General features: G+C 37.9%; 18 protein-coding genes, 1 other RNA gene and 1 pseudogene. 6 read left to right on the top strand and 14 right to left on the bottom strand.

Features of this window, described 5'->3' with window-relative positions:
* Positions 1 to 679: 679 nt before the first annotated feature.
* From JN080_RS16785 to JN080_RS16770, 4 genes are all read right to left on the bottom strand, one after another.
* Positions 680 to 2,278 carry an ATP-binding protein gene (locus JN080_RS16785; protein ID WP_256237139.1) on the bottom strand — a complete coding sequence of 533 codons (1,599 nt, stop codon included), beginning with the start codon at positions 2,276 to 2,278 and terminating at the stop codon, positions 680 to 682.
* Positions 2,279 to 2,588: 310 nt separating this feature from the next.
* Positions 2,589 to 3,170, bottom strand: coding sequence for a thermonuclease family protein (locus JN080_RS16780; protein ID WP_305474102.1), 582 nt, complete (start codon positions 3,168 to 3,170; stop codon positions 2,589 to 2,591).
* Between the two features lie 53 nt (positions 3,171 to 3,223).
* The gene (locus tag JN080_RS16775; RefSeq protein WP_256237138.1) at positions 3,224 to 3,661 is read right to left on the bottom strand and encodes an Hsp20/alpha crystallin family protein; all 438 of its coding nucleotides are present in this window, start codon (positions 3,659 to 3,661) and stop codon (positions 3,224 to 3,226) included.
* A gap of 315 nt (positions 3,662 to 3,976) precedes the next feature.
* Positions 3,977 to 4,129, bottom strand: coding sequence for a hypothetical protein (locus JN080_RS16770; protein WP_256237137.1), 153 nt, complete (start codon positions 4,127 to 4,129; stop codon positions 3,977 to 3,979).
* A gap of 1,732 nt (positions 4,130 to 5,861) precedes the next feature.
* Between JN080_RS16770 and JN080_RS16765 the strand changes: the two genes are divergently transcribed.
* Positions 5,862 to 7,202, top strand: a complete 1,341-nt coding sequence (locus JN080_RS16765; protein WP_256237136.1) for an MFS transporter — start codon at positions 5,862 to 5,864, stop codon at positions 7,200 to 7,202.
* A 540-nt stretch (positions 7,203 to 7,742) separates the two neighbouring features.
* Here the strand turns inward: JN080_RS16765 and JN080_RS16760 are convergent.
* Together JN080_RS16760 and JN080_RS16755 are read right to left on the bottom strand one after the other, a co-directional pair.
* Positions 7,743 to 8,840, bottom strand: coding sequence for a DUF4236 domain-containing protein (locus tag JN080_RS16760; RefSeq protein ID WP_256237135.1), 1,098 nt, complete (start codon positions 8,838 to 8,840; stop codon positions 7,743 to 7,745).
* A gap of 201 nt (positions 8,841 to 9,041) precedes the next feature.
* A complete protein-coding gene (locus tag JN080_RS16755; RefSeq protein WP_256237134.1) occupies positions 9,042 to 11,537 on the bottom strand; it encodes a glycoside hydrolase family 3 protein in 2,496 nt (831 codons plus the stop codon).
* Positions 11,538 to 12,339: 802 nt separating this feature from the next.
* On the opposite strand from JN080_RS16755, the gene JN080_RS16750 reads away from it, so the two are divergent.
* Positions 12,340 to 12,939, top strand: a complete 600-nt coding sequence (locus tag JN080_RS16750; protein ID WP_256237133.1) for a hypothetical protein — start codon at positions 12,340 to 12,342, stop codon at positions 12,937 to 12,939.
* A gap of 102 nt (positions 12,940 to 13,041) precedes the next feature.
* Here JN080_RS16750 and JN080_RS16745 read toward each other — a convergent pair whose 3' ends face one another.
* Entirely contained in the window at positions 13,042 to 13,791 is a 750-nt protein-coding gene (locus JN080_RS16745) for a hypothetical protein (protein WP_256237132.1), read from the bottom strand.
* Positions 13,792 to 14,167: 376 nt separating this feature from the next.
* Between JN080_RS16745 and ssrS the strand changes: the two genes are divergently transcribed.
* A non-coding RNA gene (gene ssrS, locus JN080_RS16740) (6S RNA) lies at positions 14,168 to 14,361 on the top strand.
* Positions 14,362 to 14,574: 213 nt separating this feature from the next.
* Here ssrS and JN080_RS16735 read toward each other — a convergent pair.
* The 3 genes from JN080_RS16735 to JN080_RS16725 all read right to left on the bottom strand — a co-directional run bounded on the left by JN080_RS16735 (position 14,575) and on the right by JN080_RS16725 (position 16,384).
* The gene (locus JN080_RS16735) at positions 14,575 to 15,543 is read right to left on the bottom strand and encodes an NAD(P)-dependent alcohol dehydrogenase (protein ID WP_256237131.1); all 969 of its coding nucleotides are present in this window, start codon (positions 15,541 to 15,543) and stop codon (positions 14,575 to 14,577) included.
* A 208-nt stretch (positions 15,544 to 15,751) separates the two neighbouring features.
* On the bottom strand, positions 15,752 to 16,087 hold the full coding sequence (locus JN080_RS16730) for a DUF4386 domain-containing protein (RefSeq protein WP_256237130.1): 336 nt from the start codon (positions 16,085 to 16,087) through the stop codon (positions 15,752 to 15,754).
* A gap of 72 nt (positions 16,088 to 16,159) precedes the next feature.
* The gene (locus tag JN080_RS16725; RefSeq protein ID WP_256237129.1) at positions 16,160 to 16,384 is read right to left on the bottom strand and encodes a helix-turn-helix transcriptional regulator; all 225 of its coding nucleotides are present in this window, start codon (positions 16,382 to 16,384) and stop codon (positions 16,160 to 16,162) included.
* Positions 16,385 to 16,918: 534 nt separating this feature from the next.
* Here JN080_RS16725 and JN080_RS16720 point away from each other — a divergent pair.
* Positions 16,919 to 17,863 (top strand): alpha/beta hydrolase, encoded by a 945-nt coding sequence (locus tag JN080_RS16720; RefSeq protein WP_256237128.1) that lies wholly within the window; start codon positions 16,919 to 16,921, stop codon positions 17,861 to 17,863.
* Positions 17,864 to 18,166: 303 nt separating this feature from the next.
* Here JN080_RS16720 and JN080_RS16715 read toward each other — a convergent pair whose 3' ends face one another.
* The 3 genes from JN080_RS16715 to JN080_RS16705 all read right to left on the bottom strand — a co-directional run bounded on the left by JN080_RS16715 (position 18,167) and on the right by JN080_RS16705 (position 20,083).
* Positions 18,167 to 18,424, bottom strand: a complete 258-nt coding sequence (locus JN080_RS16715; RefSeq protein WP_256237127.1) for a DUF4236 domain-containing protein — start codon at positions 18,422 to 18,424, stop codon at positions 18,167 to 18,169.
* Between the two features lie 244 nt (positions 18,425 to 18,668).
* A complete protein-coding gene (locus JN080_RS16710; RefSeq protein WP_256237126.1) occupies positions 18,669 to 19,607 on the bottom strand; it encodes a LysM peptidoglycan-binding domain-containing protein in 939 nt (312 codons plus the stop codon).
* 182 nt (positions 19,608 to 19,789) lie between these two features.
* Positions 19,790 to 20,083: a hypothetical protein gene (locus tag JN080_RS16705; protein WP_256237125.1), complete on the bottom strand. Its 294-nt coding sequence runs from the start codon at positions 20,081 to 20,083 to the stop codon at positions 19,790 to 19,792.
* A gap of 466 nt (positions 20,084 to 20,549) precedes the next feature.
* Between JN080_RS16705 and JN080_RS16700 the strand changes: the two genes are divergently transcribed.
* Positions 20,550 to 21,167 (top strand): hypothetical protein, encoded by a 618-nt coding sequence (locus JN080_RS16700; RefSeq protein ID WP_256237124.1) that lies wholly within the window; start codon positions 20,550 to 20,552, stop codon positions 21,165 to 21,167.
* Between the two features lie 338 nt (positions 21,168 to 21,505).
* Positions 21,506 to 21,622: pseudogene (locus JN080_RS16695) on the top strand (protein teg); the annotation flags it as partial.
* A 269-nt stretch (positions 21,623 to 21,891) separates the two neighbouring features.
* Here the strand turns inward: JN080_RS16695 and JN080_RS16690 are convergent.
* Complete coding sequence (locus JN080_RS16690; protein ID WP_256237123.1) at positions 21,892 to 22,482, bottom strand: hypothetical protein; 591 nt, start codon at positions 22,480 to 22,482, stop codon at positions 21,892 to 21,894.
* Positions 22,483 to 22,707 lie beyond the last annotated feature (225 nt).

The raw sequence follows: 22,707 nt of genomic DNA, 5'->3' as shown, positions 1-22,707 counted from the left end.
TAATTACCTGCCTATTTCAGTGTGCGAAAGTTGAGTAATTAATATTAAAAACAGCTTAATAAACTTCTTAATCATAAAAATTCCTCAAAAGATTGATGGATTGATAAGATCTGTTAATGTTTCCGTTCCAAGCCCTTATGTTTTTTATTAATAAGGTTCTTATTTTTCAAAAGGTTATTTAATAAAGAATAAAGCAATTAAATAGATGGTGCCATTACTTTCATAAATATTTTAGTCATTATTTATGACATATTTATGAAATAGCAACTAAATCATTTGACATTTGTAAGCGTTTTCATTTATAATAAAGATGGTTAGGGATAACGAGTGGGGTTATCATAGGTATCAAGCGAAGGCTGGGGCTGATACTAATTAAGAATTCTTTTTTCTGTGAATCTACAAAAATACATAATTAAAAAAAGACTAGGATTATTCCAAACGGGTTCCGTTTCCTATCGAAAAACCCGTTTGGAATTAAATTTGTCCCGCTTTTTGTATCTGTTTTTGTAATGAAAATAAAATAGCTCAGTTCACTATACTGAGCCATTTCTCTTATCTATTTTCGATAGCTTCTTCAACTAACGCCCCTATAGTTCAAGTATAATTTTTCACAATCTTACTTTCACTAAAAAAATAAGGTTGAATTACCTTTGTCACAGTAAAATGGAAGCTTGATAAATCACAAATTAAGTAAAGGAAGGCGAATTTCAACTGTGGTACCTGATTTAACTTGACTGTTAAATTGAATTTTCCCATTATGGGATTCAATGATTTTCTTGGTAACCATAATACCTAAACCATTTCCATCTTTTTTCGTAGTACAAAAAGGTTGTCCTATTTTGTTCAACACGTCTTCAGGTATACCCTCTCCATTATCTATAAAGCGAATAAGTTGCTCCGATCCCTCAATATCCACTGTGACATGAATATTTCCTCCAAAAGGTATTGCTTCCATGGCATTCTTAAGAATATTAATAAATACCTGTTTGATTTGATTTGGGTCACAATAAATAGTCCCAAACCTATTGATATCTCTCGTAATGGAAATACCATTCATCACAGCTTGGCTTTCAAATATTTTCAAAATATCATCCATTATTGAAATTAACTCTACTTTACTATAATGAACAACATGAGGTTTTCCCAAAACCAGAAGCTCACTTACAATGAAGTTCATTCGATCTATTTCAGACATAAGGAGTTTGTAATGATCAGGCTTAAATTGATCCTTTGAAAACTGAAGCAGTCCCTTAATGGTTGTTAATGGATTACGGATTTCGTGAGCAACACCTGCAGCCATCTGCCCCACTACAGAAAGCTTTTCAGTATTACGTAAGTACGCTTCTGTGCTTTTCATTTCGCTGATGTCCCGAAGACTTCCAACAATGTAAATGAGCGAATTTCTATCATCAAAAATTGGGATAACATCTAAAATAAAATATTGAAGAGCGTCATCTATAGCTATAGATATTTCAATTCCTATAATTTCTTGTTTGTCTGAAAGCACATCCTTAAAATAGGAACCTATCTTTTCTGCATAAAGAATACTAGAACTTTCATAATCGCTTCTTTTTGGACACATTAACTTTAAAATTTGTTTTCCATTTTCGTTACAATCTATAATATCCCCTTTGGCATCTGTAACAATGACCGCTTGATAACTCGTTTGAAGCAGTCCCTGATTCAAAATAAAAAGCTTCTTATTTTTTTCCTGAACTAGCAGTTCTCGTTCTATAGAATCAACGATGGTATGTAACATCACTAATAACAATGGGTTATCATGTGGGATATAAGTTAATAACGAGATCGTACCCAGAGGTTTTGTATTGCCTTTATTTCGAAAGGGTACACTATAACATGCAGCATCATAATATACTTGGCAGTAATGGTCTTCTCCAACCAATTGAATAGGTTGATCATATTGAAGGGCTAACGATACAGCGTTTACTCCAGCATCTTTCTCAACATAACGAACTCCTTCTTTAATTCCCAATTGTTTGACGGCATGCAGAATTGTCGAATCACCTTCGAATTTTAGGATATGTCCCTTTTCATCTGTTACCGCAACAAGAATCGGAGTACCTTCAACTGAAGAGAGAAATTTTTTTATAAAAAATTTTACTACATTTAATATTTCGGAGTATGTCGTGATTTTCTTAGCATAAGCTTCAGAAGATAAGCATTGTGTAAATGTTGGTACAATAGTTGGATCAATACCGTACTCTTTACAGCGTTCTTTTGCTTGAATAACAATAGAATCATCCTGTTTTAACATCATTAAAATCCTCTTTAATATCTTTATTTTAATAATATTCTAACATATGATCCTAAGATGTACTACTACCCAGGATAACCCTAAACCCCTTTCTCGTAGCTTAATATTATAAAGAATATCAATTATTAATTTCAAGTGTTCATTAGTTTGAATGGGGAACAAAGTCCAATCAGTTAGCGTAAGTACATTTTTTCACAAACTTTTTCAAATTTTAGTGCCAGGCACCACAGAAGGACAATTGTCCTTCTGGAATGCCTGGCACTTGTATTTAAAAGCATTAATGTCATAGGGCACTGACCCCATTGTTCCAGGATCATTTTCCACATCCATTAAATCCCCATTGTGAAACATAGTTTGGCTTGCTCCAGATTTTTACTTTATTTCTTTTTGCAGATGTTTCATCATTCTGATAGATAGAGAGATATTTATATGGGGGATTCATAATGTAAGCGACACGGGCGAAGCCTTCTTTTACTAACATTTCCTGAACAGATTGACCGTTTGCATAAACATATGCAAGGAGACGTCCGTAGGCATCCCTTGGTACCCCTTGTTCAAACTCAAGGGTTAACCGGCCGGCTCGAACTAATTGGTTATTTCGTTCCGAAGCCTCCACTGCGTATGGCTGGACACACATCCCCGGCTTTTTTGATTCCGGAGTATCGACCAATAAATAGCGAACAGTGTCTACTTTTCCATTTAGCTTCACTTTAATGGTGTCTCCATCGATTGTTTCAACCAACGTTACCGGCATTTGCCCAGAAGGAATGGCCCTCATTACGGACCCTGTTTGAAATTCACTTTGCTGGGTTTTACTAGTATCCAGCAACAAAGGATGAAAGACTACCATCAAAGATGAAGCGATTAAGGCGGATCCTGCCAATCTTTTTTTCATACTAGGAGTCCCCCATCATTTCACCATGAGGCTTTTGAACGTTATGTCACATATTAATGAATTTCAATGCGTTTTTTGTCTGTATTTGTAAGCATTAATTTTGGGCACTTCAAAGTGAGAATTCCATTTTTAAATGTAGCGTCAATGGCATTGTCATCAATGTCTTCCACATAAAAACGACGGATAAAGTTGCCGAAGTATCTTTCCTGACGAATATAGTTTTCATCCTCAACTTTCATATCTGCTTCTCTTTTTGCAGAAATCATTAAATAATTATTACTGTATTCAACAATGATGTCATCCTTTTCAAGGCCAGGCAATTCCGCCTCAATTACATATTGGTCACCATCATCTTTAATATCAGTGCGGAAGTGGTGAGTGTCACTTAGAACAGGTGCAAAGAAACTATCGTTGAAGAAATCCGAGAATAAATCCCACATACCACTCCTTAAATCTCTTTTTCTTCTTCTGAATGGAGATAAAGTAGTCATATATTGATTCCTCCTTTTTTTTGCTAAACAAAACATTATAAATTAGTAATTGTAAATATTTTATAATGCAACTTGTAGCCATTACTTTTTATGTTCTTTTTTTTGCTTTTTCATCCTAGCATTCAACAAACGTAATCGAAAAAGTTGTGGGAGTCTTAACCATAAACCTGTTTTAATATTCATAGAAAACCTCCACTTATCTTATTTGATTAGTAATTTGTTTTCTAAGGTCTATTTGGCTCTTTTGTCTTAAAGAAAAGTTACATGCAAGATTCTTCTGAAGGGGTATTCATTCATTTGTTCCACTATTAACAATTAAAACAATGAGTGAATCCAATCACCATCATCTTCTTCGTGACAAGGCTCAGAGGTCGTCAACTCATCACAATTCCAGCAGTAGCTTCTAGTTCTTTCCCATTTGGAAAGTGGTTCACCGCAATAAATACATACAGGATCGTGCATTTCCAATAAGAAACACCTCCTCTGTCAAAAGATAAGCTATGAAAACCGTCAAATTTTTAAGAGATAAATGTGAGGATTGGCATAGATTATGTTTCGAAAGGTCTTGCTGTAAGTTTTCATTTTTCATTTTTTGTTGGAATCATTCCAAAGCTTTGGTTCTGTCCTTTCAAGTGAGTTTATACACACTTCACAGCAAATGTCGTAAACCTCATCAAAATGGACAAATGACATGATTAAACACACCCCTTCCTGTATTGTATTTGAAATTTACGTAGCCCCTATAGACCTTAAGTAAAAAATGGACTCGTACAAACCTCCTTCCTCCAATTAGCTTTGTTAGCACTCGAGTGGAATGAGTGCTAGTACAATTAAAATATATAAAAGAATAATAAAAATTTCAATAATTTAAATGTAAAAAATTACAAAAAAATATGACATTATTTGATTCCAGAATCTAATAATTTTTATAAAAAAAGATAGATTAAACGAAAATTTGTACGAAAAAAGTGATAAAAAGGATATCTAATTTCTTATATGGATATCCTTTTGTTTGATATAGATAGATTGGGTCAAGGTATTGGTACGGGTTCATCAAAGACTTCCCCAGAGCACTGTTTGGCATCCTCTGTGCCCCAATTGGATGATTCAGTAATTAATTTTCTCCTCCTAGGCCGTTTTCTCCATTTGCTCGCAAAAACCCCCGATTGTAAAATACACGACCGCCTCACCGCGTGTAATCAGCTCTTCCATTTTTCCAGGGACAGGACCTAGGATTTTTCAAAGTCAGTGACCGCGATTGCTATTTCAATAATAGTACATTTGGATTCTATCCACTATCCTTTTGAAAACCAAATAGGAATAATTTAGTATCAAGGCAATACCAACCGCCAATGCCCCAAGGAAAAGATACATTCCAATTGAGCCTATAAAGATTGAAGATATAAGTTATTTAAAATGTTAACACTAAAAAGCAAAAATTTATTTTGGATTTTCCAAGTTTTACCAAAATAAATTTTTAGTTGATATTATTTTCCAAATAATATAAATTTATACTATATTCTGATAATAAAATCATTGATGGATAAGCTTGAATATCCGTTACAAAAAACTAGGGTATGGTGTATTGCGTTACAAATCTTCTAAATTCAGTGGATTTTTACACACATTGTCTGAATGCATTAAGTGGACAAGTTGATGGAAGCGATTGCCTAAGAAGTAGTAATTACCCTCATAACTTAATTCTTGAAGATGGTCATGTTGCAGTTTAAAACGTTAACCAAATATAATGTTCCTATTCTAATGGGACCAGGCAGCCCCATCCATCAGGCAGTATAATGTATACACTTTCCGAAAAACATACTTAGGATGGTTTCTAAGAAAGTAGACATCCTTTTGGGGCAGCCCCTTTTCACAAACTGTATGTGAACTTTTCACGTCTAATTTCCGAAAATTACGAATTGTATGCAACTCTATTAAAATGGAATTTTTTAATTAATCGATTATGTACGACAAAGTCATTTTTTTAAAATTATTTCACCTTTCCAAATAAGAGAAAAGATTAATCTAAAAACACTATATTATACAACTTAATAGTTATAAATAGGAAAAGATTGAAGATGAATGGCTTTCTATAGAACAATCGACAAGGGGAATTTTTCAACGAACTATTAATAGCCTATAAAAAATTTTAAAACAAGGCTAATTATATATGCTCAATATTATTAAAGGGGTTGGATGTATGCTGGAAACAAACGCAGAAAAATTTATTCAAGTAGCAAAATTTAATAAGTTTCATTGGATGATACTTTTTTGGGGAGCTGCCTTAATGCTGTTTGATGGTTTTGATTTAGTCATCTATGGTGCAGTGGTTCCTACTTTAATGAAGGAATGGGGAATTTCTCCTGTTCAAGCAGGAATGTATGGAAGTTATGCTTTATTTGGCATGATGTTTGGAGCATTCCTATTTGGAACCTTGGCAGATAAGCTAGGCCGAAAAAAGATTATCTTGATTTGTGTTTCTATCTTCAGTCTATTTATGTTTCTTACAGGATTGGCTCCAAGTCCAGAAATATTTGGAGTTTTTAGATTCATTACTGGTTTAGGACTAGGAGGCATGATGCCTAATGTCATTGGATTAATCAGTGAATATTCTCCAGCAGGAACCCGCAGCAGGATGATCGCTGCAATTATGGCTGGATATTCAATCGGTGGAGTTACAGCTGCTTTCCTAAGTATGTTTTTGATCCCTAATTTTGGATGGGAGTCCGTTTTCTTCTTTGGTGCTCTTCCATTATTGTTTTTGCCTTTCCTGGCAAAATTTTTACCGGACTCAATTGGGACGTTGATTGCTAAAAATGATCAAAAAAGAATACAAAATATTCTTGTAAAGGTTAATGCAACCTATCAGCCATCAGAAAATGAAACATTCGTTTTAAATAAACCAAAACAAGATTCATCTCCAGTTAAAAATTTATTTACGGAGAAAAGAGGCTTTTTAACAGTAATGATCTGGTTGACATACTTCATGTCGTTACTAATGCTCTACGGACTGAATACATGGCTGCCTAAATTCATGACCGAAGCTGGATTCCCTCTTGGTTCAAGTTTAAGCTTTCTCCTGGCGTTAAATGTGGGGGCTACAGTAGGTGCCGTTCTAATGGGATGGTTAGCCGATCGCTGGGGTGTTGGTAAAGCTCTTATTCTATTCTTTTTGATCGCCTTTATTTCAATTTCTAGTCTGGGTTATGCAACCAATATGGTTTTATTATATATATTAATAGCGATTGCGGGAGCTGCAACAGTTGGAACACAAAACCTTACACATTCCTATACTTCCCAATTCTATCCGGTTACTATGCGTTCAACAGCGCTGGGATGGGCATTAGGGGTCGGACGAATTGGAGGAATACTTGGGCCAACCATTGGCGGTATTTTACTAGCTTCAAAATTGACTTTACAGATTAACTTCATGATATTTGCCATACCAGGGATTATTGCTGCATTAGCTGTTTTCTTAGCAAATCATCAAGGTCGTAAAGTTTTAGCTACTGAAAAACAATCGTTGGACATTGCTAAATAAAGCTTTGGTCAACAATCAAAATTGAAAAAAATGCCTGACACCGCAGAAAGACAGATATGAAAAAATGTCTTATTACGGTGTCAGGTACTGGTTTCAGTGGCTATGGGGTCAGTCCTACTGGCCTTGCACAAAAGTAATTAAATTGAATTAATACGAAAATTTTCCATTTACTTTTCAACTTCAGTGGAAAAAGGAGAATAGGGCATTAAAATGACCCTGTTCCTTTTTTTCCTTTTTAATAATTTCCTAATGTCCGCCCATTTTTTCTCTTCTGTTTCTTAACCTTTTCTTTCACCAAAGCGACGGTTCAAAACGATGGTTTTTCCTCCACTAATAGAATAGGAGCACCTTTTGTCTTCCCTTTGATTTTTTCACTTTCCTATTTAGTTCTTTCAACATTTCTTTGCCTGGTAAAAATAAATAGGTTCGTAATATGCGAAAGAAAACCCAAGGTGTCGAGAAGTCTACTAAGGCTTCCGCCTCATTGGTTATGAGTCGAGTCCCAGAGCATTTGTGTGGATCCCCATTTGTAATATTCCCCTAATCATCCAGCACTGTTCCAATATCCTCAAATCCTGATGTTTTCTTAAATTTCATTTTGTGCGGGAAGTTTACTAAGGCATCAGATGGATCGAGATTTTCAAAGTTCAGGCGATTTAGCATAGGCCGATCAAATTTTACCGATAAAATAGCCTGTTCTTGTTTGTGTCCCGTCGCCGTATTAATAACCTCTTCATATGCATGGACAAATACGTAATAAACCGGTAACAGTGCAAACAGATCTCTTGCGATGCGTAATGCGCAGCTGCAAACGTAATCTTGGTAAAGATCATAATATGCTGTTTTTGATAAAGGCTTTTCAGAAAGCTTTCCCGTTTTTGTAAGAGATAGTGCTTTATTGGGGATAACATTGAGCGCATTTACTTCAAAGGAAACCTGCATGATGTTTGGATTATCCGTACCAAACTCGAATCCGCTCCCAAATTCAACTAAATCATCTAATGGGGTATATTCTTGAATCACTTCAAGGTATGAATCCATATCTCGTTTCAAGATTTTTTCAGCAACCGTATGCATATGTTTCCAGCTGTTCCACAATTCTGCATCCTTTGCTTTTGCTTTTTCAACTTCCTGTGCTAATTCTTGCAGTTTAGCTTCCGTTTTATTAAAAATACGCTCCATGACGCTTGGTTGGTAGGATTCCAACTGTTCCCTGGCTGCTTTCGTATTCGGTCCTTCCTGTCCATTTTTAAATGGGGCTAAACGACGATAGACCTCCTTCCAATCAACCGGATCATCGCATTCTTGATGAATGGAACGAATCTGATCTAGTTTGTTTTCGTAAAGGGTGACCTGAAGCCTTGCGTATTCTTGTTCCTGGAGCTTCCGCTGTTCTCTTTGTAATCGGGCCAGTTCGCTTCTTCTCTGATAGGCAGGAGTTTTATAGCTCCTCGAGCCTGATGTTGTAGAATAGGAAATTCCTGAGCCTGGGATTCCCACAGTTGTCGTCTTTCTTCCACTGCTGTTAATCGTGTACCTTAAACCTGGAACCCCAAAGCTCACACCCACTCCTTTTTTTCCGACATTCATTCGTATTCCTGGAGCAATCTTAAAGCTTTTGCGAAAGTTTAAACCCATCTTGCTATCCTCCCGAGTCTGTAATGAAAACAACCTATTAGGTTATAACTGTTAATAAGAATTGGGACATCTGATTATAGATTTCCCCTTTTTAGATTCCGGTAAAAATGGTGTAAATCTTATGTGAGGTCAATAATTTTTTAACACTGTATTAAACCGATTAAAATAATAATACCATCACTGCTATATTGCCCATTCAGTTCATTCTTTCGTTTTTCCAGGCTTGTATTCATGATACGGAAGCCCGTTAGCTTCAGCGAATGGTGCGCTAATCATTACGAAGCGCAATACATTGGCAGCGCATCGCTGCATTTCCCCAAGTGTAATCCCTCCTGGTTTATCATAGGACTCCAACAGCGATGGATCCTGCTTTCTCTTTTTGAGCATCTTCCTTTTTCCACCCGGCATTAGAACATCCACCTGAGCCCGTACTCGATATGCATTATTACGCAATTTCGGGAAATTAGGATCTGCCGACGGCTGCATCCACCAATCAGTCATAACATTTCCTTTGTACCCCCATTGCTCCCGTAAAATGATGGTACACAGTTCGTAATGATAATGGCCCCACACGCCATTGATTTTATTATAAGAGGTCATCATATTTTGCGGTTTAGCTTCTTTCACACAGATTTCAAAGCCCTTTAAGTAAATCTCCCTTAGGGCCCGCTCCGATAAACGGGAATCATGATGGGTACGATTTGTCTCTTGATTGTTGCAGGCAAAATGCTTTGGACAGGCCGAAACGCCCTGGGATTGGATTCCCCTTACAAAGGCTACCGCGATGCGCCCTGTCAACAACGGATCTTCAGAGAAATACTCAAAATTCCGCCCACACAAGGGGTCTCTCTGGATATTCATGCCCGGTGACAATAATACATGAGAGCCTTTATTAATCATTTCCGCTCCCAGCTTTTGGTGCAAGCGTTCTACCAAAGCTTCGTTCCATGTACAGGCCAGATTTGTCCCAATAGGCAGTAGGGAGGCATATGCACTTAGGCGGATACCAGATGGCCCGTCAGAGGTGGTAACCGGCACCACGCCTTTGTCTCTTAGTGATGAGAGAACACCGCCGAACACAGCGGCATTACCTGGTGTGCCTAAAGGACTGTTCATGGTATAGTCACCACGGCAGAGGGCCTCCAATTCATCCAAGGACAGCTGAGCAATAAATTGCCCCATCGTCACACTGGCTTTTTTCACATCAATTAACTTATACCTCTTGTCACCTGTCTGAGGAACGGCCTTCGGAAATCGAGACTGAATCGTATCCTTTAAGGAAGTTGTCACAGTCGGCACCGGCTCATATGTGACAGCTACACGTTCTGCCCTATCTGCCTTCGCTACCATTCGTTCAAATTTATGTTCCGGCCTTACGGCTGCAGCTTCCGCAAACTGTTGTATCACCTTAAGGGTCGGTTGTGTATAAATGCCCTGGACCTCTGCAGTTCGAACGTTATTGCCTACATATATCGGGTAGTCTCCGGCTTCGAGGACAAAAGCCGATTTGTAACCAGTCTTTCCACCGTCATCGTAGGATGCCATATGTGCCACATCAAAAACCAGTGTCAGTCCCTGGCTTTCTCCAGGCTGCAAAAGCTTTGTTTTGCCGTAGGCCACCAAGGATTTTACCGCCTTCCCAAGGACACCCTGTGGCGCACCGTAGTACACCTGCACCACTTCCTTGCCGGCATATTTATCACCACGATTCTTCACAATCACGTCCACGAAAATCTTTCCTCTCTTTTCTGCCACGCTCATTGCTTCTATTTCAAAATAAGTATAACTCAGACCATATCCGAAGGGGTATTTTACTGCCGTCTTTGCAAAGGTTTCAAAGTAGCGGTATCCAACAAAAATATCTTCCACATAGTTGTTAAACTCCATATTGCCAAAATTTTTGAAGCTTGGATAGTCTTTGTACCGGTTTGCAATCGTAGCCGTCAGCTTTCCGGAAGGCGTCACGGCACCGGAAAGCACATTTGCCACGGCGCGGCCGCTCTCCATGCCGCCCTGCCATACATACAGAATGGAACTGATACGATCACCGAATTGTTCCACCCACGACATGTCGATAATACTCCCGCAATTTAGCAGAACTACCACCTTTTTAAAAGCAGCCGTAACCTTATCCAGCAAATTTACTTCTTGATCCGACAAATAATAGCTGCCCTTTTCAAGCACATTCTCCCGATCCTCGCCAGCTCCGCGTCCAATGACGACTATTGCCACATCCGAAGCTTCAGCAGCTTGCATCACCAATGCCTCGTCTATGGGCATTTCCTGATGGAATCTTGGCCAATGGCCCCAGGACCCATGATCCGCTTTGTTTTTGCCGCACCACGCTTCGTAAATTCCTGCCAATTGTTTGTTGATCTGTATTGTGGGGTTTTCCCTTAAGCCATCCAGTAAATTTATGGTATATGGAGCTTTAACATCGCCTCCGGACCCATATCCGACGGTAAAATAATCGATCTGAACCCTCCCGAACACTGACACTGGTTTGTCTGCCGCTAATGGCAGAATTCCTCCTTGGTTTTTCAGTAATACAATTCCTTCTGCGGCCGCCTCTCCAGCCAACTCCGCCAAACCGTCCTGTATCTCCTTCGGTCCATTAATCTTCGTATTCTCGTCCTGAGCCATAACACTCGTTACGAGGTTGGCTAGCCTCCTGATAATCTTCTTACCAAAATTCACGATATTCACCCTTTTTTTTCTTTTTTTTCTTTTCGCCTTTTGGCTTTTTTAGCCTGCTTTCCTGCAATCAATCTAAATAGGCGAATATCATTCTCATTTTGCAATTATCGTAATCCTTCAGTAGGAATGGGTGGTTAATCAAAAAAAGTCAGTTGAAAAAAGAAAAAACTGGTGATTGAATAGGAGGCAAAACTTATTATTCAACGCCTGCATTTAATTGTCGGGATTATTTCTATAACCATATTTACGTGATTTCAACTAAAATTAGCTCAAAATTCACAATTACTTTCCGGAATGTGGCCACTTTTTTAATAATGGGGTCATTGGTAGGTAACGATCGCTGCAGTTATTCGATTAATTGTGCGAGTGGTAATTTGTGTTCTTCATCCGTTTCCTTTAAAAAATTTGCTTAAATACTAAGATATTTGTTGTGTTTGTTACCTTAGCCAATCATGAATACCCCCCTTTTAAATGGGCATATCCCTTTTGTTCAAAAGCAGGGACGATACTATGATCGTCCCGCCAATTCAGCTCCGATTAATATTTTTCATATGCACAAACGGTTATAATAATAATTTATCTTTTCACTGACTGGTTTTGGGAATTTATCTTTTCCATACTTTACGACTATTTGTAACTGGTGATAAGTATAGCTCGGAGGTAATTTCTTTGGAGATTTTACCAAAATCTATTAAATAGAGGATTTCCTGTATTAAGGAAAAATTAAGGAACCTGTTCAATAATGATTTGCAGTAGGACAATTCGTTGAGAAAAATTAATCCAACATAAGAGGTGAATAGAAATGAAGAAGAAACGCTTATTGACAACATTATTCTCAATTTTGATGGTTTTTGTTTTTGCAGGTTGTTCAAATTCAGGAAATTCAAACCAAACCACATCGAATGGTAATGGCGGGAATAGACCAGCTTTGCAAAAACCGAATGTATACGGTGAGGTTGCTTCCATAAGCGGAAACAATGTTACTTTAAAGCTTATGAACTTTCCGAAAATGAACAAAAGAAATGGCGGAGTAAGAGGCAATGGTAATATGGGTACGGAAAATGGAGCACCTGCTAATAGAAATGGTAATGGTAATGGCAATTGGAATGGTAATGGCGGTCAAGGAAGAGGCGGAATGAGAGCACGTTCCTATACCGGACAACAACAAACCATAACGATCCCTAATAATGTTTCTATAACTGAAATGACCAGAGGAACAAATGGAATGACTCAAACGAATGTCAACCTAAATGATATACAAACTGGTAGTGTCTTATCAATTTATTATGAAACCGATGGAAAAACAATCAAAAGAATTAGAGTTCAAAGACCATTTAATGGTAATGGACAAGGCGGAAACGGGCAAAGCGGAAATGCACAAACAGGAAATGTTGCCAGTTAATATCTGAAAAAATGTCAGGATCATCCTGGCATTTTTTTTGTAGCTGCTTTCACTCAATGAAAAGGCGAACAGTTATTCGCACTGCCCGCCTTAAGAGTACATTCAGTTTTTTAGATGTTTAAAGTTACAGATCCCCATTCTTTTGTAAGGATACAAATTCAATTCTTTTGCTTTGTCGGCATGATTTGTCATGATTTCCGCAAAAATTTCGTGTGTTGTTTTTCCTTTCGTATTAATCCCTAATTTCTCTGCCGCATCATATATCCTTTTATCCCTTACTTCCTTTGCCAGCTCTTTGAGCGTTTTATTATGAACTGAAATCCCCAGTTCCTTGGCATCCTTCATAATTCGTGCCTTATACACCTCTTGCGCTAGGTCTTGAAGTTGTTTCCCGTTGGTTGAAATCCCTAATTCTTTCGCTTCTTTTTTAATTACAGCTTCTTGAACTTCAGCGGATAAAGTATCCAAACTCTTGTTTTCCGTGTTGATTCCTAATTCCTTTGCTTTTTGTTTTAACTTCGCCATCCTTACTTCGCCGGCAAGGGTTTTAAAATCTTTTCCCTTCGTATCAATACCTAGTGACTGAGCGTTCTTTTTTATCTTTGTCTCTCTTATTTCTTTTAATAGACTTGCCGTATCTTTCCCTTCTGTTTGAATCCCCAATCTTTCAGCCTCCATTTTAACCAGCTGCGGGTCATGCTTAAAATGTCCTTTAGAGTGGAATTGACCATTTGCTGCTGAAGACGGAGTAACAGTTTTTTCGTTTCCTGCTGCAAAAACTTGGGCAGTATTGACACTAAGTAAAAACAAAGCTGCCGCTGACAATAAATAGATTATTACCCTCTTTTTCATCTGTAAGTCCTCCTTATTTTATATTTGGTTTTACAGATTGCAGTATTTCCACTAACTATTAACAAATTATGAACAAATTGTTAATATTTTTTTCAATAATAAAGAGTGTCAGTCACCGCAGAAAAACATTAATCTTACACATCAATATGTCACCGGAGTCTTTTTGTATTTCCTGGAGGAAAAACGAAGGATGTTGTGGCTTATGAATGGTTTAGGATAATAAAAAGTGAAATGCCATTGGGTGAGGAGCTCGAGAAGGTGATCGCGGACGGAGACGACAACACTGAAAAAGTAAAGGAAATTGAAAAAGCCCAACTCGGATGAATTAGGAAACAATTTCCATTGAACGAACAAGATATTTAGAGTAATATAATCACACAAGCTGCGTTGTTCGTATATATAATAAAGTTTTAACCTTTAAGCTGTAACAGGGAGTTTTAATTGAAACAGGAATGACTAGCCTCTGTCTATATGACATGGAGGACATGCAGGAATGTTTCTGCGAACACCCACTTTGAGGAGTGGTGGTTTAAAACTTTCTTATCCAACTACGGCAAAGGCGGCTGTACATAATTTAAACTGACCAGCGTCTATTTGGACGCTGTTTTTTTATTGTCTTTTTTTAATATAGAGGTCCCCGGCGTAATCCCTTCTTTCCCTAAAGCCACTGTTGCTTTAAGTGAATTACTTCAAAAGCAATAAGCAATCTGTTAATCAGAAAAGGCGATACCACCTTAGAGTATCGCCGGTCTTCATCTATTCGTTTATTATTCCGAAAAGTTTTCATACAGTGATGACAACTTTTCCTTGAGCGTGCCCTTGTTCAAAATACTTGAATGCTTCTTTAACTTCACTCATCTTAAAAGTTTTATCAATGACTGGTTTTACTTTTCCGGCTTCAAGGAGTTCTTTCATATCAATTAAATCTTTTTGGTTTTGTCTTTGTAATAAGCTAGACATTTTCTTTCTTCCAGTGAGTGAGAACCAAGAACCTAAGGTCATTGTTTGAAACATTTGTGCACCCGAACCTCCGACATGAATAAAAGTTCCATTTGCATTTAAGGACCGCTTATAAGCTGTAATCGAATGGTGCCCGTTAACCGCAAGAATCAAGTCATACTTCTGTTCTTTTTCGGTGAAATTCTCTTTCGTATAATCAATGACATAATCTGCACCAATGGACTTGAGGATTTCTAAATTCCCCGTACTACAAACGCCTGTTACTTCTGCTTCGAAAGCTTTGGCAATCTGTACTGCAAAAGTCCCAACTCCTCCAGAGGCACCATTAATCAATACCTTCTGCCCCGTCTGAATCTTGCCTTTATCCCTTAGACCTTGTAAGGCTGTAACTGCCGCCATAGGTACCGATGCAGCTTCCTCAAATGTCAATTTCTCTGGTTTTAATGCCAATGCATTCTCAGGAACAGATACATATTCAGCAAAACCACCCCAACCAGAAAGAGAAAGGTCTCCAAATACTTCTTGACCCGGCTGGAACTGTTTAACATCTTTGCCAACCGCTTCGACCCGACCTGCAATGTCACCTCCAGGTATGGAGTATTTTGGTTTTAGAAGACCGAAGGCAAAACGTGCCAAGAAGGGTTCTCCTTTCAGAAGCACTAGATTACCATAATTCAAGGATGATGCATGAATCTTTACTAGTACCTGATTGTCCTCAGGAATCGGTTTATCTACTTCTGTTAAGCGAAGAACATCGGGTGATCCGTATTTGTTATAAACGATCGCTTTCATTAATTTTCCTCCGCCTCTCCTGAAACCATCTACTATCCCCTTGATAAACTTATTCTTATAAATAATAGATAACACATTGATAAGTAATTTTTGGAAAAAATTTCAATTACTTAATTCGACTAAAGGCTTACGCACCTTATTTGAATGACATTGAAGGTAGTGGTACATAACTAAGTCTGTTATTTTTATTGTATCGGAGCTTTTTATCTCAAGTGGAGCTTCCAAATGCCTTCTTTTTTGTAGACATGGTAGCCAGTGCAGATTCACTGAATCCTTTAAAGATGAGCCATACTGCTAAAATCATTTCATTAGCAGCTACTGGTAGCGACAATATAACACCCCAAACCGAAACTTGTTGAATTACTCCAAACATTTCTAACAATGCTGCCATAAAAACAAGAGTTGCCCCTGTCATACCCAAGATGGATATAAATCTTGGTACGAGCTTTGATTTAAAAAATAGATAACTGTACATCATCGAATTGATGCCCAGCATGAAATTGGGACCAAGCAAAAATGTCCAGTCATGTACCGCTTTTAACAAAATACCTGAAATTTTGATATCCCCTTCTCTTTATAAATTAAAAAACGGTAAAGCAAATTACCACCATAGTTCTTACTTCTTTGTGTGATCCCCATAGAAAAATACCTCTTCCAACGGTAAGTTAAAGGCGGGAGCAATGCGAAAAGCAAGTTCTAGTGACGGGGAGTAGTTTCCCTTTTCGAGAGCCACGATGGTTTGTCTTGTTACACCTGCCTTGTCTGCCAGTTGCTGCTGGGTCATTTCATTATGGTCGAATCGTAATCTTCTGATATGATTGCCGACAAGCTTATTACCCATTATTAGACTCCTTTCCGATAGTGATAAAGTTTCGTAACGGATCCAGTCACATCGGAAATGAACCCTGAAATGATCAGGATAATGAACATTACCTGTGACGGCTGATAGATAACAAGCGATCCCATTGCAAGTAGAAAGCCGATGATAAATACAAAAAAAGAATTTCGGTTCGCCTTCAAGTCAATTAACTTTAATTGAAAAATAAATCTCTAATTCTTTAAAAATCAATCTGATTTTTCTATTTCCCAATTAATCCTTGTTTCTGTCTCATTAAACTTGTTGGCTATGGGGACTGACCCTGAATATAGCGAACAGTGCCAGTCACTGTTCGCCACTAATAAAAATTGGAGTGTTTCATCAGGTATTGAATAAAAAATTCAATAGGTTTTTGTTCTTTTGTTTTAGTTCCGCCTAAAATGTTCTATGTACCACTAACACCACGTATAATCACTTAGACCTAATTGATCTATATGAAATGTCTATTATTGAAAATGCTCTATATTTAGAAACTTAGAAGGAATGGAGGAGAAAAGAATGGTAAAATTGCAGACTTCAAAACCACAATTGGTAAGAAGAAGGATCTCATGGAAGTGGCTTATTTGGGCAGTTATCATTATCCTTCTTGTAGCCATCATTGCCGTTTTTGGTATATCCGTATTCGTAGGATGGAGTTTGACTCATCCGGCTAGAAAACCCGTGACGACAACACCTGCATCCCTTCATCTGTCCTATGACAATATCCGGTTTATGAGTAGAAACCAAGACGTCCAATTAAAAGGCTGGTTTCTCCCTTCTGCAACGGAAAAAAAGGACAGGACACTTATTTTTGCTGACGGATATGCGCAAAACCGTTTACAGAAAGAGCTGCCAGCCCTCTCTCTAGCAAAATCGCTCGTCAACGATGGGTATAATGTTGTCATGTTTGATTTCCGTGATTTTGGGGAATCAGGAGGAACAGAAACGACTGTCGGCCAATTGGAAAAGCAAGACCTCCTAGGCGCGGTGGACTGGGTAAAACAAAATCATCCAGGCAAAGTGGGGATGATTGGTTTCTCCATGGGAGCCACCACATCACTGCTTGCGGCGGCGGACGATCCTTCCATCGTTGGGGTTATTGCTGACAGTCCGTTTAATAATTTACTCTCCTATTTGCAAGACAACTTGCCAGTTTGGTCACATCTTCCGAATTTCCCTTTTACACCACTGATTCTTGACATTATCCCTCCACTTACCGGCATGCATCCGGAAGAGGTAAACGCTCTTTCTGCAGTTGACCGCATATACCCGCGACCAGTTCTGTTTATCCACAGCCAAACCGATCAGGACGTCCCTTATATGAATAGTGAAACCATGTGGGAAAAACATAAAGACAAGTTCCAGTTCTGGGAAACCACGGGAGTTGGCCATGTTGGATCTTATGCCAAATATGAGGTAATGTACACGAAAAAAGTTGAAAGCTTTTTTGGAGCGCTTATGTGAAGGATTCGATAGCAACTTGATGTATAAATTGAACAGAGCAAGGGGCTATAGTTAAACGTATCAAAGTATTTGGCATAATTATAGGAGAGTAATATGGAGACTCTGAGAGCATGATTCCTTGTGAACTGCGGTGAACCCGGAATCTCCGTAGTCTAATTAATCAATCATGCCCGCCTCTCCATTAAAAACTCGTAAACCTAACATTCAACTAATCGTGAATAGGCTTTATAATACAGAGCTAACCCTCTATGAACTTGCGTGTTAATACTCTGGCTCCATTATCTGGAAGTTGAACATCCTTAGCTATTTCTTTTGTCTTTGTTGAAGCTGTTGGCGTTGACTATAAGCATTCGTTCGGTTAAACCCTTTGCTAGAGCTTGATAAAGTAGTTACATAGGAAAGTCCAGTCCCTGGAATGCCCATACTGGTTGTCCTTTTTCCCTTGCTGTTGATTGTATAACGCATACCCCATCCCCCGAAAGAAATACTTGAGCTTTTACTACCAACATTTAATCGCACCCCTGGGGCAATTTTAAAGCTTTTCCTATACCGAAAGCCCATATTTACTCCCTCTCTTTTATCATATAATTTATTATGTTACCAATTATCATTTGCTATCAATTAGGTAAAATAATAGGAGAATAATAGTATGAAGGGACGGGATAATGAACAAAAAAACATAAAGTCTTATCCAGCTGCACTTGGGGATCACCTGTTTTCGTCAGCACGGGTTGAAGGGGCAGAACCAAAGACGCCGCGATTAAGGCGGAACTGGCTAATCTTTTTTTCATACGAAATGGCCCCATTATTTCACCCGTATTCTTTGACCAGCAAAGATTAAATCTGGATTAGCTATCTGATTCCAGGCCCGTAACTGGTTAACGGTGGTTCCAAATTTCATGGCTATTTCTGATAAGGCATCTCCTGGTCTTATCCTATATTCAATCTGCTCTGTTAATCCTGCTGAAGATGGGATGGTCAGAACCTGGCCAGGATAAATGAGATTGGGATCTTTTATATTGTTTGCTTTTACCATATCCAACACCGTCGTTCGATACCGCGCTGCAATCCCACTCAACGTATCTCCAGGCTGAACCGTATAGGTGGTCGCTGATGACGGCGGTGGTGATGGTTGAAAGGACGGTGACGGCACTAAACTCTTGCCCCACGAACCGGCACTTGTTGCAAACTGATTATAATCTACTGGAATGCCTGCTATGTTTTTATTAAAGCCAAATTGCAGAATATCGATAAAGTCGGCGACCTCTCCACGTGACCATGCGGCAGTCTGCCAATAACAGTCAGCTGCTCTAGACCGTTGAAGCATATCGAGTACAGCATAGGAGCCATAAACGCCTGCTTTGTAATCTTTGCCCAGACTTTGGCGGACACCCAAAAAATAGCTTAAAATGGCTGGAAGATCAGCTGGCTGTGCGTCATAATCAACCGCAAAATAAATGGCACTCCCTTCTGGCTGTCCAATCAATTTTGCATAAGCGATAGCCTCCTTTCCATCTGCGATCGCTTTGTCCTCGCTAAAATATCCGGCAAAGGTTGGATTGGTTTCCCATATACTAATAATCTTTAATCCTGCATGAACCAGTATATCTGCCTCCTTTTTGGTTATCGATTTCCAGGAGTCTCCCAGGTAGCGCCCCACATATTCAATTCCAGCCGCTTTTAATCCTACAGCCACATCTTGATGGATCTTGGTTGCACAATCAATTCCATTTAATTCTGCCATTACCCATTCACCCTCTTCAGTATTAATTAGTTAAGTTAGTTACCTTTTCTCACTCAAGCTTATCCAAATTAACAATCTGTCCGTAAATGCTTTAAAAACTCAGTCCGATCGTCCCAGTTGGCCCATTGCGATGCTTGGCAAGGATCACTTCAAGTGTTTCAAGTTTTCTAACTGGTAGATTTTCAGAGCATGATGCCATAAATCCACTTTCGTCTGGTCCAATTTCCCGATATCAAAAGTCCCTGTTCCTCGAGATGGAGGATGGAACGCTTAATGGTGCACTCTGACCAAAATGGAAATTGTTTTTGCCATTCTTTGTAGGTATTATATACCCACCTGCGTTCTTCAATGATGTGCAGACTTGCCGTAAGCCAAAAATGAATCTGCTGTAAAATGATTGCTTCCCGCAGGCCAATTTTCATGGCTAAAGACGGAAGAATAACTAACGGGCGTTCCTGAATCAAACGTTTTTCCACAAACCTCCCCTCTAATTTCTTTGTTTGATCAATGGTTCTGTTCCGCTATCTTGCTTATCCATTGACTCAATCCACCCTCACCTTTTATATACAGATCCGTATTGGCATTGGACAGGATAAATAGGAGAATTTTGTGACAAAGACGTGAACCTTTTGTTTTAAGTTTATTAGCGAAAAAAAAGAGTACGAAAAATGATAGTAAAGCCCCAATACAATAATGTACCAGGGTGTGTTTTCGGTAATCAACCATGCAACGATTACTGATATATAAGGGAATTGCAAGGAAAATACGTGTATTTGGAACATTCCTAGTTATCGAGCGAAAATTTAAAGAGGATCTGGGCAGTAACCTACTATCTTTGAAAGAAATAAGATTTTGCTGATTTTTTCCTAGCGTATTGTTTTTGAGGAAATGTCAAAAATTATAAAAAACTGCAGTAATAGAAAAAAGGAGGAAGATGTCAAAATGTATAAAAAAATATTTTCCGCATTATTTCTATTGATACCTGGTTTTACTCTATTTATTGCTAACAACTCTGTAAATGCGATGACAGTAGATGGGTTCACTGTTAAAAAAGGGGATATTTTTGTTACGAATACAGCAAGCAGTGCTGGATTAACTGGTCATGTAGCAATTGCAAATGGTGATAACCATATATTAGATATTCCTGATGTAGGATCTTACACTAGACAAATGCCAACTGATCAGTGGATACATACATATGCTGCAGATGGTTGGGTTAAAGTTTATCGAGTTCCTTCTCAATATGATTCCGTAGCTAGCGCCGCCGGTACTTGGGCAGACACACATTACTATTCTACTTCAGGAAGTTCAATACAAAATATATTTGCGTCATATGGTGTTACTGGTAATCTTTATTCTACAAATCCTACTTATTGCTCAAAAATACCTTATCAAGCATATTATTATGGTTCAGGTAGCCTTCCTTTTGTACTGGATTTTTTTGTACTGGATTATTCAAATCCATGGCACCGCAACCAACCCATCATTTATCCTTATTTATTAATAGACCGATTTAATTCTCCATATAAACCAATTCTAGTTCATCAATATGCTAATTAAAATCAGTAAAATGCTACAAAAAAATGTTACGAAATCTATAGATAATCGGTTTACACAGACCCTGTCAAAAACGGCAACAGTCTCCATCTTTAACTCTTCGAAGGGGAATGGTCCTAATGATGATTACTACTGGCATCAGGTGTAGATGCAAGTCATTGAAACTGCATATCCACATTCCATACTTTGCAAAAAAATTGTTTTCTGATGTATTTTAAAAATTGGTAATCCGGCTCCTGAAGGATTTCAGGTCTAAGAGGTATTCATAGCCCGTACAACAGACACAAGATAAACATATACTGAATGATACCTGTGATCAGATTAGAAAGGAGAAAGCAGCATTGACAAAATATCGGATCATGTCCTTTGATGGAGGCGGCACTGCAGGTGCTGTAAGTTTACAACTTTTGAACAGTCTGGCTCAACAAACACCACAATTAATAAGTGGAACCGAACTTATTATTTTCAGTCAAGATAATAAAATGCAGGAACAATTAAAATACAAGCTGCAGTTATTGCGAAAAAAAAAGAAGGCTGCCGCAGCAACCTCTTGTTTAACGAAAGCACCCGTTTACATTAAGTGAAACACATCACAAAATAAATGTACTCTGTAAAGCAAGATTGTTTCCAATATATATGTAGTTATTGCAACGTATGATGAGTTCATCGTTTTTTTCTCCTCCTTAATATTTCAGATAAAAAATAATTAGATATTTGATTTTATTATTTATTCAAGATTCACTTGGTTTGTCTTCGAATATTTCCTTTCGGTCCATAAAAAAACATTTGTAATGAACTTTGCACCAACAATAACCAAAACATAGCCTAAAAATATGTGTAAGTAGTTAGTCTTTCCGTATATTCTATGCAAATCCATTGAAACGAAAATCGGATTCATTAAAAATGCAAAAATTAAGGCAGTTATACCAGCGAAGATATAATAATTTTTGTTATAATTTAGTGTCCATTGGTACACCAACATAAACGTAACAGGAATAACACTGGAGTCTATTCCAAAACCTGGAATCAATGGTATTAATGGAAATGGGTGATTCCAAAAACCCATCCCTCTAGCAAATGTATCAATATAAAAAGCTAACATATGAACGCAAAGTCCATAAAATCCAATATGAAAGATTTTATTTTTATCAATTTTAAAAAACAGAACAATGAGTGGAGCAATAAACAGAGCTACTACCATCCAGTATTCGAAGGAAGTGTATATGGAATAATCTATCCAATAATCAATTAAATCTTTACGAGCCTCTTTAATCGACTTTACAATTTTATCAAATTGCTCTATCCGATTATCCTCCAATGAAACCATCCTTTTAATTTATTCTTTGTAAAAAATTTTCTAATTTATTCTCTAAATAATCTTCCTATTTTTGCGTCTGTTTATGTACAGAGATAAAATTCTCTCTTAAACCAAGATCTTTTTTACTATTCTGCCACGTTACTTCAATAAGAAAAATGCGTCCTCCACTTATCGTAGAAACGCACCATTCGGTTATAGACAAAAGGCTAGTTTTGACATTCAAAC

This window comes from Bacillus sp. EB600 (genome assembly GCF_024494385.1).
Lineage (GTDB): Bacteria > Bacillota > Bacilli > Bacillales > Cytobacillaceae > JAEVLT01.
The sequence above is the reverse complement of the archived record's forward strand: the minus strand, read 5'-3'. Positions and strand labels throughout refer to the sequence as shown.